The organism is Paenibacillus sp. ALE2 (genome assembly GCF_054113385.1).
In genome coordinates, this window is the sequence record NZ_CM134213.1 from 3,977,719 (window position 1) to 3,992,503 (window position 14,785).

At 45.8% G+C, this 14,785-nt stretch carries 16 protein-coding genes and 1 other annotated feature; of the genes, 13 read left to right on the forward strand and 3 right to left on the reverse strand.

Going from position 1 to position 14,785, the window contains the following annotated elements:
• The first annotated feature begins 12 nt into the window (after window positions 1-12).
• The 5 genes from ribH (at window position 13) to ytfJ (ending at window position 3,466) form a co-directional block, all read left to right on the forward strand.
• The gene (gene ribH, locus ACXHJ1_RS17325; protein ID WP_017427524.1) at window positions 13-477 is read left to right on the forward strand and encodes a 6,7-dimethyl-8-ribityllumazine synthase; all 465 of its coding nucleotides are present in this window, start codon (window positions 13-15) and stop codon (window positions 475-477) included.
• Window positions 478-650: 173 nt separating this feature from the next.
• Window positions 651-1,445, forward strand: a complete 795-nt coding sequence (locus ACXHJ1_RS17330) for a segregation and condensation protein A (protein ID WP_017427525.1) — start codon at window positions 651-653, stop codon at window positions 1,443-1,445.
• A complete protein-coding gene (gene scpB / locus ACXHJ1_RS17335) occupies window positions 1,414-2,022 on the forward strand; it encodes an SMC-Scp complex subunit ScpB (protein ID WP_457904960.1) in 609 nt (202 codons plus the stop codon). The genes ACXHJ1_RS17330 and scpB overlap by 32 nt, the downstream gene beginning before the upstream one ends.
• A gap of 142 nt (window positions 2,023-2,164) precedes the next feature.
• Window positions 2,165-2,878, forward strand: coding sequence for a DUF2953 domain-containing protein (locus ACXHJ1_RS17340; RefSeq protein ID WP_102999122.1), 714 nt, complete (start codon window positions 2,165-2,167; stop codon window positions 2,876-2,878).
• Between the two features lie 99 nt (window positions 2,879-2,977).
• Window positions 2,978-3,466, forward strand: a complete 489-nt coding sequence (gene ytfJ, locus ACXHJ1_RS17345) for a GerW family sporulation protein (protein WP_016822238.1) — start codon at window positions 2,978-2,980, stop codon at window positions 3,464-3,466.
• 91 nt (window positions 3,467-3,557) lie between these two features.
• Here the strand turns inward: ytfJ and ACXHJ1_RS17350 are convergent, their stop codons facing one another.
• The gene (locus ACXHJ1_RS17350; protein WP_044785218.1) at window positions 3,558-4,280 is read right to left on the reverse strand and encodes a hypothetical protein; all 723 of its coding nucleotides are present in this window, start codon (window positions 4,278-4,280) and stop codon (window positions 3,558-3,560) included.
• A gap of 212 nt (window positions 4,281-4,492) precedes the next feature.
• On the opposite strand from ACXHJ1_RS17350, the gene ACXHJ1_RS17355 reads away from it, so the two are divergent.
• The 6 genes from ACXHJ1_RS17355 to ACXHJ1_RS17380 all read left to right on the forward strand — a co-directional run bounded on the left by ACXHJ1_RS17355 (window position 4,493) and on the right by ACXHJ1_RS17380 (window position 10,219).
• Complete coding sequence (locus ACXHJ1_RS17355; RefSeq protein WP_457904961.1) at window positions 4,493-5,755, forward strand: D-alanyl-D-alanine carboxypeptidase family protein; 1,263 nt, start codon at window positions 4,493-4,495, stop codon at window positions 5,753-5,755.
• A 63-nt stretch (window positions 5,756-5,818) separates the two neighbouring features.
• The gene (locus ACXHJ1_RS17360) at window positions 5,819-6,562 is read left to right on the forward strand and encodes a nucleoside recognition domain-containing protein (protein ID WP_044785216.1); all 744 of its coding nucleotides are present in this window, start codon (window positions 5,819-5,821) and stop codon (window positions 6,560-6,562) included.
• 7 nt (window positions 6,563-6,569) lie between these two features.
• Window positions 6,570-7,100 (forward strand): spore maturation protein, encoded by a 531-nt coding sequence (locus tag ACXHJ1_RS17365; RefSeq protein WP_014599983.1) that lies wholly within the window; start codon window positions 6,570-6,572, stop codon window positions 7,098-7,100.
• 78 nt (window positions 7,101-7,178) lie between these two features.
• Window positions 7,179-7,937: a pseudouridine synthase gene (locus tag ACXHJ1_RS17370; RefSeq protein ID WP_013371714.1), complete on the forward strand. Its 759-nt coding sequence runs from the start codon at window positions 7,179-7,181 to the stop codon at window positions 7,935-7,937.
• Window positions 7,938-8,046: 109 nt separating this feature from the next.
• Entirely contained in the window at window positions 8,047-8,763 is a 717-nt protein-coding gene (locus ACXHJ1_RS17375; RefSeq protein WP_013371713.1) for a response regulator transcription factor, read from the forward strand.
• A gap of 1 nt (window position 8,764) precedes the next feature.
• On the forward strand, window positions 8,765-10,219 hold the full coding sequence (locus ACXHJ1_RS17380; protein WP_016822235.1) for an ATP-binding protein: 1,455 nt from the start codon (window positions 8,765-8,767) through the stop codon (window positions 10,217-10,219).
• A 203-nt stretch (window positions 10,220-10,422) separates the two neighbouring features.
• Here ACXHJ1_RS17380 and serA read toward each other — a convergent pair whose 3' ends face one another.
• Window positions 10,423-12,015: a phosphoglycerate dehydrogenase gene (serA, locus tag ACXHJ1_RS17385; RefSeq protein ID WP_013371711.1), complete on the reverse strand. Its 1,593-nt coding sequence runs from the start codon at window positions 12,013-12,015 to the stop codon at window positions 10,423-10,425.
• A 263-nt stretch (window positions 12,016-12,278) separates the two neighbouring features.
• Window positions 12,279-12,529: a binding site (T-box leader), on the reverse strand.
• 186 nt (window positions 12,530-12,715) lie between these two features.
• Here serA and ACXHJ1_RS17390 point away from each other — a divergent pair.
• Window positions 12,716-13,303 (forward strand): type II CAAX endopeptidase family protein, encoded by a 588-nt coding sequence (locus tag ACXHJ1_RS17390; protein WP_017427533.1) that lies wholly within the window; start codon window positions 12,716-12,718, stop codon window positions 13,301-13,303.
• A complete protein-coding gene (locus ACXHJ1_RS17395) occupies window positions 13,300-13,641 on the forward strand; it encodes a hypothetical protein (RefSeq protein ID WP_017427534.1) in 342 nt (113 codons plus the stop codon). The genes ACXHJ1_RS17390 and ACXHJ1_RS17395 overlap by 4 nt, the downstream gene beginning before the upstream one ends.
• A 148-nt stretch (window positions 13,642-13,789) precedes the next feature.
• Here ACXHJ1_RS17395 and ACXHJ1_RS17400 read toward each other — a convergent pair whose 3' ends face one another.
• Window positions 13,790-14,716, reverse strand: a complete 927-nt coding sequence (locus ACXHJ1_RS17400) for a polysaccharide deacetylase family protein (RefSeq protein ID WP_318300543.1) — start codon at window positions 14,714-14,716, stop codon at window positions 13,790-13,792.
• Window positions 14,717-14,785: the final 69 nt, after the last annotated feature.

A 14,785-nucleotide genomic window follows, 5' to 3' on the forward strand; every position in this document is an offset into this window, starting at 1 on the left:
AGGTTGATAAGCATGGCACGTTTTCTGGAAGGTAATCTCGTATCGAATGGTTTAAAGTATGGTATTGTGGTGGGCAGATTTAATGAATTTATTACAAGCAAACTGTTGAGCGGTGCACTTGATGCACTTCAACGACATGGTGCACAGGAAGGTGAAATTGATGTAGCGTGGGTGCCGGGTGCATTTGAAATCTCGCTTATTGCACAAAAAATGGCCGCAAGTGGAAAGTATGATGCTGTCATTACGCTTGGCACGGTTATCCGTGGTTCTACTTCACACTATGATATCGTCTGCAATGAAGTGGCCAAGGGTGTGGCGGCAAGCAGTCTGAAAACGGGTGTCCCTATTATTTTTGGTGTAGTGACTACGGAAAATATTGAGCAGGCCATAGAACGGGCAGGTACAAAGGCTGGTAATAAAGGTTGGGATTCTGCGCTGGCTGCGATTGAAATGGCCAATCTCGGTAAGCAGTTCTAATGATATAAATGGCTGAAAGAACGGCATAAACTGCAAAGTGGAAAAGGGATTAGATTGTTAAGCAAGGCGATGACGTATATACTACAGAAAGAGGGATTGATAACGTAGAGCATAAGTGCTAATGGGGAAAGGTATTGTTGAATGATGATTGGAGTAAGGCAGGGGGAAGCACATTGACAGTCGTAAATTACAAGCTGGAAACATTCGAGGGTCCGCTGGATCTACTGTTGCATCTGATTGATAAAGCCGAGATCGACATTCAGGATATCCCGATTAGCGATATTACTGATCAGTACATGGCTTTTTTGCACAGTATGCAGGAGCTGGAACTGGACATTACAAGCGAGTTTCTAGTGATGGCGGCGACGCTCTTATCCATTAAGAGTAAATTGTTGCTTCCCAAGCCACCTGTGATGGAATATGACGATTTGGATTTTTATGAAGAAGAAGACTATGATCCACGCGAGGAACTGGTTCGCAAGCTGGTGGAGTATCGTAAATACAAAGGGATTGCTCGCCATCTCAGCGAACGGGAGTGGGAACGTAGTCTGATTTATGGCAAGGAGCCGGAAGATTTGAGCGCATTCCTGCCAACCGAACCCGCAAATCCGGTGCATGGGCTGCATGCGAGCGATTTGGTCGCGGCCTTTCAGCGTGCATTGCGCAAAGCTGAACGACGTACGACGGTAACCCGTGTTCATCGGGACGAAATTTCAGTCAAGGACCGTATCCGGCAAGTTATCGGGGCGTTAGAGAAGGTGGGGAATGGAGGACGGCTGCTGTTCTCCAAGCTGATGCATGAGGATATGTATCGGCATGAGGTGGTTGTAACCTTTTTGGCTATCCTTGAATTGATGAAAATGAAGCAAATCTTCTGTTATCAGGAGAAGCTTTTCGATGATATTGTAATGGAGTGGAGAGGGGATTTACGGGTTAATGGATTATCTGAAGCTGAAATCAATTATTGAGGGGCTGCTGTTTCTCGCGGGAGAGGAAGGGTTGTCCACCAAGCAGATCGCCGACATTGTAGAACAGCAGCAAGAGCTGGTTGAAAAGTGTCTGGAGGATATGAAACAGGATATGGAGCAAGGAGGAAGAGGCCTGCAGCTTGTCCGTATTGCTGGTCATTATCAGCTTGCAACTTTATCCGAACATGCACCTTATTTTGAAAAGCTCGCCTACTCTCCGGCACGTGCCTCATTGTCTCAAGCTGCTTTGGAGACACTGGCCATTGTGGCCTACCGCCAGCCCATTACAAGAGTTGAAATCGAAGAGATTCGAGGTGTCAAATCCGAGCGGGCCATACATACACTGGTCAACAAGGAGCTCATTGAAGAGAAAGGTCGAGCTGAGGCCATCGGACGACCAATATTGTACGGAACGACGAAATCATTTTTGGATTATTTCGGTCTAGGCTCTCTTGAAGATCTACCGCAACCGGAGCAGTTCGAGGATTCAGACAATTTAGAAGAAGAGACACAGCTATTGTTCGAGCGTCTGGAGAGTAGCAAGCCTACGGAGAACGATTCGGATCCGGAATCTTAAATTCAAAAAATTCAAAAGACAGCCAGTCCTTACGTCGTTGAGGGCTGGCTGTTTGGCATTTTAAGATGCATGATTTCCCGCTGAAAGGTCATACTATTTTTGCCATGATATTCTATAGCAAAAAGGTAGGGAGGACTCGCCAGTGTGGAAATGGATCAGTATCGCCATCATCATCGTTATATTCATTGTACTGGCTATTCTGCTCTCTCGTATTCGATTGAAGCTGGAAATTGCCAAGCATGACAATGATGATCGGGCGCATTTAGAGATCAGATTTCTATACGGGTTGATCAAAATGGATTACGATATTCCAGCCATTCTCATTACAGGTTTGAAAAAAGGGCTTCTCTATCGGCTTGACCGCAATAAAAATATACATAAAACGGATGCTTCTGTGGATAGCGGAAATATTGACACCGAAAAAATCAAGCAATTTATACATGATATACGGGTTTTGCTCAAGGGTACACAATCCTTACAGCGATGGCTGAGACATACATTGGCCCATGTAACAGTGTCGAAAATGGAGTGGTCTACCAATATTAGTCTGGCTGACGCAGCTTATACAGCGACCTCAACTGGTATGTTGTGGGGATTAAAAACGAGCTTGATCGGTTTTGCCTCCAGCATTGTGCGCATGGAATGTACCCCAAAGGTGTTTGTGGTGCCTTATTGGGTGGACCGGCTACGTTTTACTACCATTTTGAATTGTGAAGCAAAAATATCGTTCGGTTATTTAATCTTTTCCATGCTCAGATTAGCTTTCCGCATATGGCGCGTTCCGGGAGGCCTAGAGGCATGGAAGCGGGTTATTTCTAAAGCTCCTGAGAATCATCAAGCCAACAGTAAAGAATAAACAGTGTAGAGGATTTGACATACATATTTCCTGAACCTTTGCGCACAATAGCGAAAGAAAAGCAGTCTACGCTTGAGATAAGCAGAGGAGGAATAAAGCATGTCAGATCATCCGATTCAAGGGCTCATGCAAACCGCGATGGAGAACATCAAGGCCATGGTGGACGTCAATACGATTGTGGGAGACGCAGTGGAAACACCAGATGGTTCCGTTATTTTGCCAATCAGTAAGGTAGGATTTGGCTTCGCAGCCGGCGGAAGTGATTTTAACGTAGATGAAGAGTCGCTTCATACTTCCTCATCGGGTAATCATAGTGGGAAGGAAGTACATCCTTTTGGTGGCGGTAGCGGTGGTGGTGTATCTATTCATCCCATTGCCTTTCTAGTTGTCGGCAAACAGGGAGCACAAATCGTTCCGTTGGACAATCAAACGCATCTGTTTGAGAAAATCATCGACTCCACACCATACCTGATCGATAAGGTTCAGTCTATCTTCCAGAATTCAGGCAGCAACATGCAGACTCCACCTCCACAGGTACCTGCAAATGCTAATACGGATCAAAGTCAATCTGGACCGGCTTACTTGTAAAAGTTATTGAAATTAAAAGTGTCCTCTTAAGAAGGTATCCCCAAGCCAAAGAATGGCCTAGGAATACCTTCTTTTTAGTATGCACTCAGCCCTATTCCTGAATATACTGCCTTCCGCCAATGACAGCATGTATACAGTGACTGAATTCTTGGTAATAAAATGTATTCACTGATAGTTCATTTTCTCGGTTTTCTTCGGGTGCGAACTGTGATAGGTAAACGAAGTCTGGGTAGATCACTTCATTTGTCAAATAAGCAGATACCGTGGCATCGGGGCGACGATGTCGATTAAGAGAATCAATAATACCTTGAGCTGGCAAGATGCCAATCCCATGGCCATAGAATGAATCTTCCTTCAATTTGACGACATTTTCTCCCTTCCATTCCAATGAATCGGACGACACATCTGGATTGTTGAAATACAGGATGTCCCCAGGTACTGCTTTATGGCTGCCTTGCTGTTGTATAAGCCTGAGATCACTGTCATATTGCCAATCATACAACAGCATATCTGCAAAAATCTGATTAAACTCACTTTCCAGAATGGAATCCAGTACTCCTTTGTACAACACAATAACCATTGCTGTTGCACATTCAAAAGCGTATTGTTGACCATTTATAAAGATATCTCTGATCCCCTGCGCCGGAGTGACGCCTGCTTTGATCCGAAAACCGCCTTTTTCCGTTAACTCCCAAAATTGCGGGTTGCAACGCGCGGTAGCAAAAGTGGCAAAGGATACACCACTTTGATGTAATGCTTGTGCGGACTCTACAATCCGCGATCTTAAAATCATTTCAAACTGTAATCGCTGCATGTTGTACCCCCCCTCGATTTCATATTTAACGTTAGTAACTAATATTATATGTGTTCAGGATTGCAAGTTGCTTGGTTAACGTAGAAAGAAAGCAAAACAGGAGCGGCTAATGACTGTCCTGTATAAGGAATTTTCTGTTATAAAGGTGGACATACTTTGAACAGCTTGGACATAGAATGGTACAAGACTTGCTCAAAACCGGAGGAATCCAAATGTTTAAAAAAAAACAACATATCCATGCGGACCACATCCATTATAGGAATAAGGCACGCGCATTTGTTTTGCCGCTAGCGCTTATGCTTATTTTGTCATTGTCGCTTACATTGCTGAGTCCACAGCCTGTTCTGGGAGCAATGAGAACAGAAGCAACACCGCCCACGTTAGGAACTCATGCCCAGGCTGCTTCTTTAATTGATGTCACTTCAGGACGGATCATATATTCAGCCGAAGGTGACCGGGAGCTCCGTATAGCTAGCCTAACCAAAATTATGACTGCAATTGTAGCCATTGAACATGGACGCTTGCAGGACCGAGTAAAGGTGAGTTCAACGGCGTATGCCAAAGAAGGATCATCGCTTTTTTTGCAGATGGGTGAACAAATGACGCTGGAAAATATGCTGTATGGCTTAATGCTCCGTTCTGGTAATGATGCAGCTTCTGCCATTGCCGAGCATGTGGGTGGAACAGAAGAGGGATTTGTCCATTTAATGAATGACAAAGCGGTTCAGCTTGGGCTAAGCCATACACATTTTGCTAATCCTCATGGGCTGGATGCCGACGGACATTATTCCTCAGCCAACGATATGGCCCGGCTCACCGCTTATGCGCTGCATAATCCAACTTTTGCCCGTATCGTAAAAACAGAACTGAAAAAAGCACCGAACCCCAACGATTCCTGGGACTACTCATGGCATAATAAAAACAAAATGCTGCGGCTGTATGAGGGAGCTGACGGTGTAAAAACAGGCTATACTAAAAAAGCGTTTCGCTGTCTAGTCAGCTCGGCCACACGTGAGGGGCGTCAGCTGGCTGCTGTTACCTTGAATGACGGGGACGATTGGAATGATCATGCCCGTATGCTTGATTACGGCTTCCGCTATTATCCCCTCATTCCGATTACGGACAAACAGCAGCCTATTGAGGGTTACCCCCTCTTGACAGGTGCGAGTTTTTCTTATCCTTTACATGAGGGTGAGAAGACTCAATTGCACAAAAGACTGGTATTGTTTAAAAATTCCGCTTCGGCAGATAGAGCTGACGTGTCTTTTGGTTTACGAGGACGGATCGAATTTTTACTGGAAGGTAAATTGATCGGTTCCGTTCCTGTATATGAAAAAGGTAGTAAGCTGCCTGCTCAAACTATTGTGCAGCCACAGCAGGAGGCTCCGACTGCACAAGTTCCTGCAAACCATACTCAACAACGAGGTTGGACGAGCAAATGGAATGAAATTCTTGAAAATCTGTTCGGAGCATAAGGCAAGTAGGCTTGATGTTATAAAGCTGCGGTGTCACATCATTGGGAAAAGGGGGAATCAGTCATGATTCATCTCATATGGGTGGCTTTGATTTGTATAGGATTTGTATTTGCAGCCGCACAGGGAAATATAGAGGTGGTGACGAAGGCAGCTTTTGACGGGGCAACTACGGGTGTTACAGTATGCTTTGGACTGATAAGTGTGCTGGTATTCTGGATGGGTATGATGAGGCTGGCTGAAGACGGTGGGCTCTTACAGAAAATATCTAAGCTGCTTTCTCCTTTGGTCGCCTTTCTCTTTCCTGATGTTCCTCGTAATCATCCCGCTATGGGCTACATTTTGTCCAATATGAGCGCCAATCTACTCGGACTGGGGAATGCAGCAACACCAATGGGGATCAAGGCGATGCAAGAGTTACAAACACTCAATCCTGATAAGCAAACCGCTACACCCGCCATGTGTACGCTGCTCGCGCTGAATACAGCCAGCATTACGCTTATTCCTACAACGTTGATCGCCATTCGGCTAAATTTTCACTCCGCACACCCGGCTGAAATCGTCGGAACGACACTGGTGGCGACTGCAATAGCTACCTTTGCCGCCATTGCGGCGGATCGTTGGTATCGTAGTCGAGAATTGCGTCGCCGTCCTCCAGCGAATCCGCCGTCTCAGACTTCCTTGGCGCCACGTACCTCGCCTGCACCAACATCTGTGGTTTCTTCACATGTACCGCCCGTATCTTCACCTGCCGTACCGCGAACGGGAATCACAGCTACCAAGGGCAGGGACACCACTTGGAAAGGATGAGGGAGGCATGCTGAATTTTATTAACCTCGTATCGACTTGGGCCATCCCGGTTATTCTCGCTTTTATTCCTTTATATGCATATGCCAAAAAGGTGCCTGTCTACGATTCTTTTGTAGATGGAGCCAAAGACGGCTTTTCTACCGCCATCAGCATTATTCCTCATCTTGTAGGCATGATGGTGGCGATTAGTATTTTTCGAGCATCCGGCGCTTTGGACTATGTAATATCCTGGGTAACCCCGTGGATTAAAAACTGGGGCGTACCTGGCGAGGTGCTGCCTTTAGGTTTGCTCCGTCCATTGACGGGTACGGGTTCACTTGCGTTCACGACGGATTTAATTCGTACTTATGGTCCTGATTCCATGATCGGTCGGATTGCTTCAACGATTCAGGGCAGCACAGATACGACGCTGTATGTATTAACTGTATACTTTGGTGCGGTAGGTATCCGCAATGGACGATATGCGTTGAAAGTGGGACTATTTTCAGATGTGGTTGGTTTTGTGGCGGCTATTGCCATTTGTTTGCTTGTATTTTGAATTTTGCATCGTTTTTTGAACGGGGGTTGTGATTTTGCTCATGGATGGGTATCATTAGCATGAGGTGAATTAGCGAACATGGAAAGATTGCAGAAAATATTGGCCCAAGCCGGTGTAGCTTCCAGACGTAAATGTGAGGAGCTTATTCAGGCGGGCAGTGTGGAAGTTAACGGGGTTACCGTAACTGAGCTGGGAACGAAAGCAGACCCTGATCAAGATATGATTACAGTAAAGGGACGCCCGATCAAAACTGAGAAAAAAATCTATTTGATGATGAACAAACCCAAAGGGGTCATTACAAGCGCTTCCGATCCGGAAGGTCGCAAAATTGTGTCTGACTATCTGAAAGGCGTCAAGGAACGCGTATATCCGGTCGGACGTCTCGATTACGACACTGAAGGGTTGCTGTTGCTTACCAATGACGGAGAGTTCGCCAATCTGCTCACCCATCCCAAGCATCATGTGCCGAAGACGTATGTGGCTACAGTCAAAGGCGTTCCGCACGGTACTGAGCTGGATAAGCTGAAAAAAGGAATCGTGCTGGAGGATGGCATTACTGCACCGGCCGAGGTAGAATATAAGGATGTAGATCCGGACGGTAAGGAATCTGTGATCCAGATTACCATTTATGAAGGCAGAAATCGCCAGGTAAGACGGATGTTTGAGGCCATTTCGCACCCAGTCATCAGACTCAAGCGGATTGCCTTTGGGGATCTATTGCTGCAAAACTTGAAGCGTGGTCTCACCAGACCCCTAACCAAGGACGAAATCAACCGTCTCATTCAACTTGCCAAATCAGACAACACGAAAAAGAAACGGACAGGACGGGGGTCATAACCCCGGCCTTTTTGGTGTAAAGAGGCTGTTGGATGAGAGTAAAGTTTGACCAAGCACGGGAAAATAGTAAAATAGAGAGAATGCTTTTTTTAGCGAAGGGGCTGGGAATATGTCAGAACAAAGCAACCGCATATTAATTGTAGATGATGAAGAACGCATTCGCCGCCTTCTGCGGATGTATCTGGAAAAAGAAGGATACGAAATTGAAGAAGCTGAGGATGGTGAGATTGCTCTCCAAAAAGCGACTGCAAGCGATTACAGTATTATTTTGCTCGATGTGATGCTTCCGGGTATGGACGGGATTGAAGTGTGTACACGTCTACGTCAAACCAAATCTACGCCTGTGATTATGCTGACAGCCAAAGGCGAGGAAGTGAACCGCGTGCAAGGCTTCGAAGTTGGAGCTGATGATTATGTGGTCAAGCCCTTCAGCCCGCGAGAGGTCATTTACCGGGTAAAGGCAATTTTAAGACGATCGTCGGAGACGGCTTTTTTAACGAAAGAGGCTGTGCCAAGCAATAGTATTGTTTTTCCAAATCTTATTATTGAGCATGATGCCCACCGGGTAACTGCAGGCGGAATTGAAATCAGTCTAACGCCTAAAGAGTACGAGCTATTGCATTATTTGGCGGTGTCGCCAGATAAAGTCTTCTCACGCGAAGAACTGCTGAAAGATGTTTGGAATTACGAATTCTTTGGTGATCTCCGCACTGTGGATACGCATGTGAAACGGCTTCGTGAAAAGCTGAATAAGGTATCGCCAGAGGCAGCGGCTATGATTACGACCGTATGGGGCGTAGGTTATAAGCTGGAGGTTCCAAAATAACGTGAACTTCTGGAGATCGCTGGTAGGCAAGCTGTGGATCACCATCATTTGTCTTGTAGGTTCTGTGCTTATTTTTCTGGGGCTTTTTTTATTGCCATATATCAATAGAAATTTTGCGGCGCATGAATCGACGGAAATCAAGCATTTATTCACCTATACATGTATCGTCGGATTTTTATTGACGACCTTTTTTGCTCTATTTCTTTTTACTAAAATCACACAGCCTATGCAGCTGTTGATTCAGGCGGCGAATGCCATCCGTGAGGGAAGGTATGATACTCGGCTTTCGCTGGTGACCAGCGATGAGATTGGAGAGCTGGCGAAAACTTTTAACCATATGTCTACGGAACTGGAAGCGACGATCCGCAGTCTGAATGAGGAGAAAAACCATTTATCCAGTGTACTGCGAAGTATGTCTGATGCCGTAATTACCTTCGACAGAAGTGGACAAATCATCTTGACGAATCCGCCTGCACAAAGTTTGCTGGATATTTGGAAAAAGCTGGAGTGGCAGGAACGTGATCTGGAGGAATTTGGAGCTTCTGTTCCTGAGCCTTTGCTGCCTTTGTTCCATACGGTTATGGACAGAGGCGAGGATGTCGGAGACTACATCCATGTCAAGAAAGGCTCGTGGTCAGTGCAAATGGCGCCGCTGTATACAGATAACGCTATTCGTGGTGCAGTAGCTGTACTTAGAGATATTACGGAAGAAGTAAAACTTGAGAAGATGCGCAGTGATTTTGTAGCCAACGTATCCCATGAAATCCGTACACCCTTATCTATGATGCAGGGATACAGTGAGGCTTTGCTGGACGGCATGGCAGGTTCACCGGAAGAGTCCGAGGAGCTAGTACAGGTCATCCATGACGAATCATTACGTATGGGAAGGTTAGTCAAGGATCTGCTCGACTTGGCCCGAATGGAGGCAGGTCATACAGATATGTACCGTCAGGAAGTGGATGTGAATGAACTGATCGAGCGTGTTCACCGGAAATTTACGGTTCGTTCCAAGGAACGAGGACTGACACTCGATTATTATGAGCCAGGTCAACGCTTAGTGTTGCCTGAGGCAGATGAAGACAGACTGGAGCAGGTGTTGACCAATTTACTGGATAATGCGTTCAGACATACGCCCTCTGGGAAAAAAGTTACCATTGCGGCGGATCAAATTCTGGGAGAACGGAATGAGTTAATCCGCATTCGGATTAAGGATGAAGGTGTGGGCATTGCCAGTGAGGATCTACCTTATATTTTTGACCGCTTCTACAAGGCAGACAAAGCCAGAGTACGTGGTGAAGACAAAGGGACTGGGCTGGGGCTTGCTATTGTTAGAAACATCGTAGAGGCTCACGGAGGCTCTGTCTCAGCTTCTAGCGTACTAGGAGAAGGGACGGAATTTACTATTTTGTTGCCGATCTCCAATAAAACAAGGCTGGGCTCTGTAACAAGCTTATAACGACGGCTCATATACCCCAGTTTGCAGGCATCCTCGGAAGAGGGTGCTTTTTGTTGAAAAATCAACATTTATCTTGTTCAACGTGGAACATTCTGTTTCAAGATGGATGCTTCTATGTTAGATAAGGGTATAAGAAAAGGCGCCTCGGTAGCCGGCGCCTCTCTTATAAATAAAACCAAGGAGTTTTTCAACACTGACTGGAATTAATCCAGTACTACTTCTTGGGCAGTATTCAGTTCTGGTAAGCCTACGAGTTGAATCAGCACGTCTTTAGGCACAGCTTTGTCAACGGTCAGGATCATGATGGCTTCACCGCCAACAATTTTACGACCTACTTGCATAGAAGCAATGTTGACGCTGTTCTCCCCAAGCAAGGTGCCGACACGGCCGATAATGCCGGGTTTATCATTGTGTGAGATAAGCAGGAAATGAGCCTCCGGTGCGACATCTACCGGGAACTGGTTTAATCGAACAATACGTTCACCATAGCCTGCTAGCAGGGTACCGGAAACACGTTGCTCTTCGCCGCTTTGTGTTTTGAGCGTAACGGTAATCAGGTTGGTGAAACCCTTGGTGGCAGGCGCCTGAGAGACGATGAGATGAACGTCACGTGTTTTGGCAAGATGCACAGAGTTCACGATGTTCACATCGCTGCCCAGATGACGGCTAAGTACACCTTTCAAAATATAACGTGTGAGCGGCTGTGTATCCACAGAAGACAAATCGCCAGCATAATCTACCTGAATTTCACGTACAGCCTGATTGGTGATTTGAGCGGCAAAGCTGCCCAGCTTCTCTCCAAGCGAGAAATATGGCTGCAATTGCGTCATGACATTGGATGGTACTGGAGGCATGTTGACCGCATTTTTAAACGGCTCATCACGTAAAATATGCAGCACCTGCTCAGATACGTCGATCGCCACGTTCTCCTGAGCTTCGACGGTCGATGCACCCAGATGTGGTGTAACGATAATTTTTGGATGGCTCAGGAACGGATGATCCTGTGCTGGTGGTTCCGACTCGAATACGTCAAAGGCTGCACCGGCAACGATACCTTCATCGATGGCTTCAACAAGAGCCATTTCATCGATAACTCCGCCTCGGGCACAGTTGATGATGCGCATTCCTTTTTTCATCACTTCAAACTGCGGACGAGCAATCATATGCTTGGTTTCTGGTGTTAATGGCGTGTGTACGGTCATGAAATCTGCGTTGCGGATAATTTCGTCCACGCTGGCCAGCTTGATGCCCAGCTTCTCAGCACGTTCTTCAGTCAGAAACGGATCATAACCAAGGATGCTCATGCCAAATGCTTTGGCGCGTTTAGCCACCTCACTGCCGATACGTCCCATGCCGAGAACTCCAAGTGTTTTGTTACGTAGTTCGACACCGAGAAATGTTTTACGATCCCATGTACCACCGATAGTTTTAGCGTAAGCCTGTGGAATATGGCGAGCCAGTGCCATCATCATGGCAAAAGTGTGTTCACATGTCGTAATTGTATTGCCGTCAGGAGCATTAATAACGATAATCCCGCGTTGTGTTGCTGCTTCAAGGTCGATGTTGTCCACGCCGACCCCGGCACGTCCGACAACCTTGAGGTTTTTACCTGCCGCCATGATGCGTTCGGTTACCCGGGTTTGACTTCGGACGAGTAATGCGTCATAGTCACCAATAATTTGAACCAATTCATCCTCGCTGAGACCTGTGTTCTTGTCCACCGTGACATCGTCTGCATCCATCAGTTGCTGAATGCCCAGGTCACTGATTGGATCGGATACTAACACTTTAAACATTTGGTTTCCTCCTCAAAGTTAACTTCTTTTATGGACAGGATGTACTTCGAACTGAAATACATTCCATAAAGAACATGAAAAAAACTTGAAATGCTTCTAAAAAAGTATAGGAGAGCGGTCTAAATACTAGTGTGATAACGCATTGACGCAGAAAAGGAATAAAATAGTATTTTGCACCAAACTGACAACCAAAGGCCTTATGTGGAGTTGCTTTACGGTTTTCGGGCATCAAAAAAACTCCCGAATCACATACTATCTCCATAGTAAGGGACGAGAGTTATCGTGGTACCACCCTAATTCGCAGCCATTTCGCAATGGACTGCCTTCAGCGGTCATATAATGACCGAAAGGATAACGGTTTTCTGCCGATTGCATCTAATGTCGGAAAATGATTACCTAGACCTCGATGCAATAACTCAGGAGCGCTGAAAGTAGTTACTTCGCCACCGGCTTCCACCCAAACACCGGTTCTCTGAGGACGAAATCAATACCTTTTCTCCATCATTGTTGTTGTCGCTAATAATTTTTTCATAATGTATCATGGCTTACATGGGCATGTCAATAGGACATGCGGCATGTGTGGATAGACGACTAGAAACATAGCTACAGAATGCGGAAAAATTAAGATTTAAGTCTTCTTGAATCCGCCCGACTTTTTGGCTATGATGCTAAAGAAGACTAAGCAGAGGACTAACTAACTATGAAAAAGCTTAAAGTGAAATGGAAAAGAGCGCAAATTCATCAATTGAATGACCGCTTGCTGCTTTACAATTTGTATCTAACTCAGGGGCTGACCCTGCTGATTGGCGTAATCTGGATTATATTTCAGAAAAGAAATGTGTTTGAACTGTTTGCATTGCCCAACACGCTACATGTCTTATGGTGGGGATTGGGTTTGGCAGCCGCTATGCTATTAGTGGATTTGCTGCTGTCTCGGATCATGCCTGAGGATGCCATGGATGACGGTGGTATTAACCAAATGCTGTTTCAAAATCGACCGGTTTGGCATATTATTTGTATAGCTGCTATCGTTTCCATCTGTGAGGAACTTTTGTTTAGAGGTGCGATTCAGTACAGCTTTGGTCCTTATTGGACAAGCATTTTGTTTGCGGTTATTCATATCCGATATTTACGGCACTGGATTCCCACGGGCTGGGTTTTCCTTAGCAGTTATGGATTGGGATATATATACGTGCAGACAGGCAGCCTGTGGGCACCGATCATTTGTCATTTTGTGATTGACCTTATATCTGGCTTAGCGTTACGTTTTCGGAGGTATGAAGAATGAATCAGGAACTTAGCAGAGTGCAGACCTATGGTAGCCGCCGAAATGGCCGCAAAGGCAAGGAGGAGGACAGGCCAAAGCCAAAACCGGTTCGCTCCCGTGCTTCACGGCCCATGCCAGAATTGGCAGACGTTGCCGCTGCACCAGAAGTTGCTGTGACAATGGAGGAGGACACTCCTGCCAGTGAGTACCGAACACGGACAGAGATGTTTCCGTCCCGCCGTATTCGGGTGAGTAAGTGGTTTTTGAATTTTTTAAGCACTCTTTTTGTGCTCATTACAGCAGCACTACTATGGTGGGGAATTAAGGGTGCACCACCCATTAGTGAAATGCTTTGGTGATATAAAAGCATTGTGATAGCTTGCGTCTAGTACGTGCGTGCAATATTATGCTAAAAAAGCCTCCAACTCCCATAAAATATGCGGAGAGGGGGCTTTTTACATCATTTAATTTTACATCATCTACATTTGACCTATGAGCAAGTGATAATTAACTGGCAGGAATCTCAATGCTTTGTGGATCGACAAATTGATAGCCCTTCTGCTCAAGGCGCGTCAATAGACTGTCCAGTGCCTCCGCTGTCCATGGCAGTTCATGCATCAAAATATTGCTGCCTGGATGAAGTTGTTCTGTTACATTTTTGAGGAGAGTTTCCGTTTTATGAGGTTGGTTTTTTTTCATGGTCCAGTCCAGAGAGCCTACGGACCATGTCATATACAAGAGCCCATTTTCCTTAGCAACCTTGCGACCTACGTCTCCACCAGCACCATGAGGCGGACGGAAGAATACGGGGGCTTGGCCTGTAGTGTCTTTAACGATTTTTTGCACTGTTTCAATCTGTTTTTTGACCTCAGCCTCAGACTTGTTCTTGAGAACGATGTGGTCCCAGCTATGGTTGCCAATGGGCTGTCCACGGTCATGGATAAGCTTGAGTAACTCAGGATGTTCTTTTACACGATAACCGTTTACGAAGAAAATCGCTTTTGCCTTGTGCTTATCCAATATATCTATGATTTTGTTAATCATGACCGCTTCCTTCGGGCCATCATCAAAGGTCAGCAATACCACTTTTTTTTCGACACCTTGTTGATTAGGAATAACATTGTAAGCTTTGTCCAAGTGATACATCTTGTTAGTGGTAACCGCAGTTGTTGGAACTGTAGTCTCGTTGCTCTTAACGGCGGTTTTGTCATTTTGTGTATTTGTTGTACTCACTGATTTTTGCTCATCACTGTCTGCTTGCTTGCTGCTTCCTTTGGGGGAAGATTTACTGCTCTGATCTTTGGCACTGTTACTTAAATCAGAAGTTACTGAATCCTGATGGTTACTGGAATCCGCAGATTCCGGCTTCGTCGCAGTGCAAGCACTAAGCAGCAGACATGCTGTTAGCAAAATGGCTGCTGTTTTTGTACCCATTAATTCATCTCACCTTCCTGTATTTATACCGTATGAGTTTGTCTCTGCTGACGAACACTATGCTTGATT

Bases quoted from the DNA above. Each gene is read 5' to 3' on its own strand.
- ribH (WP_017427524.1), top strand. From the start codon at position 13: ATGGCACGTTTTCTGGAAGGTAATCTCGTATCGAATGGTTTAAAGTAT.
- scpB (WP_457904960.1), top strand. From the start codon at position 1,414: ATGGATTATCTGAAGCTGAAATCAATTATTGAGGGGCTGCTGTTTCTC.
- ytfJ (WP_016822238.1), top strand. From the start codon at position 2,978: ATGTCAGATCATCCGATTCAAGGGCTCATGCAAACCGCGATGGAGAAC.
- ACXHJ1_RS17350 (WP_044785218.1), bottom strand. From the start codon at position 4,280: ATGCAGCGATTACAGTTTGAAATGATTTTAAGATCGCGGATTGTAGAG.
- ACXHJ1_RS17355 (WP_457904961.1), top strand. From the start codon at position 4,493: ATGTTTAAAAAAAAACAACATATCCATGCGGACCACATCCATTATAGG.
- ACXHJ1_RS17360 (WP_044785216.1), top strand. From the start codon at position 5,819: ATGATTCATCTCATATGGGTGGCTTTGATTTGTATAGGATTTGTATTT.
- ACXHJ1_RS17365 (WP_014599983.1), top strand. From the start codon at position 6,570: ATGCTGAATTTTATTAACCTCGTATCGACTTGGGCCATCCCGGTTATT.
- ACXHJ1_RS17370 (WP_013371714.1), top strand. From the start codon at position 7,179: ATGGAAAGATTGCAGAAAATATTGGCCCAAGCCGGTGTAGCTTCCAGA.
- ACXHJ1_RS17375 (WP_013371713.1), top strand. From the start codon at position 8,047: ATGTCAGAACAAAGCAACCGCATATTAATTGTAGATGATGAAGAACGC.
- serA (WP_013371711.1), bottom strand. From the start codon at position 12,015: ATGTTTAAAGTGTTAGTATCCGATCCAATCAGTGACCTGGGCATTCAG.
- ACXHJ1_RS17390 (WP_017427533.1), top strand. From the start codon at position 12,716: ATGAAAAAGCTTAAAGTGAAATGGAAAAGAGCGCAAATTCATCAATTG.
- ACXHJ1_RS17395 (WP_017427534.1), top strand. From the start codon at position 13,300: ATGAATCAGGAACTTAGCAGAGTGCAGACCTATGGTAGCCGCCGAAAT.
- ACXHJ1_RS17400 (WP_318300543.1), bottom strand. From the start codon at position 14,716: ATGGGTACAAAAACAGCAGCCATTTTGCTAACAGCATGTCTGCTGCTT.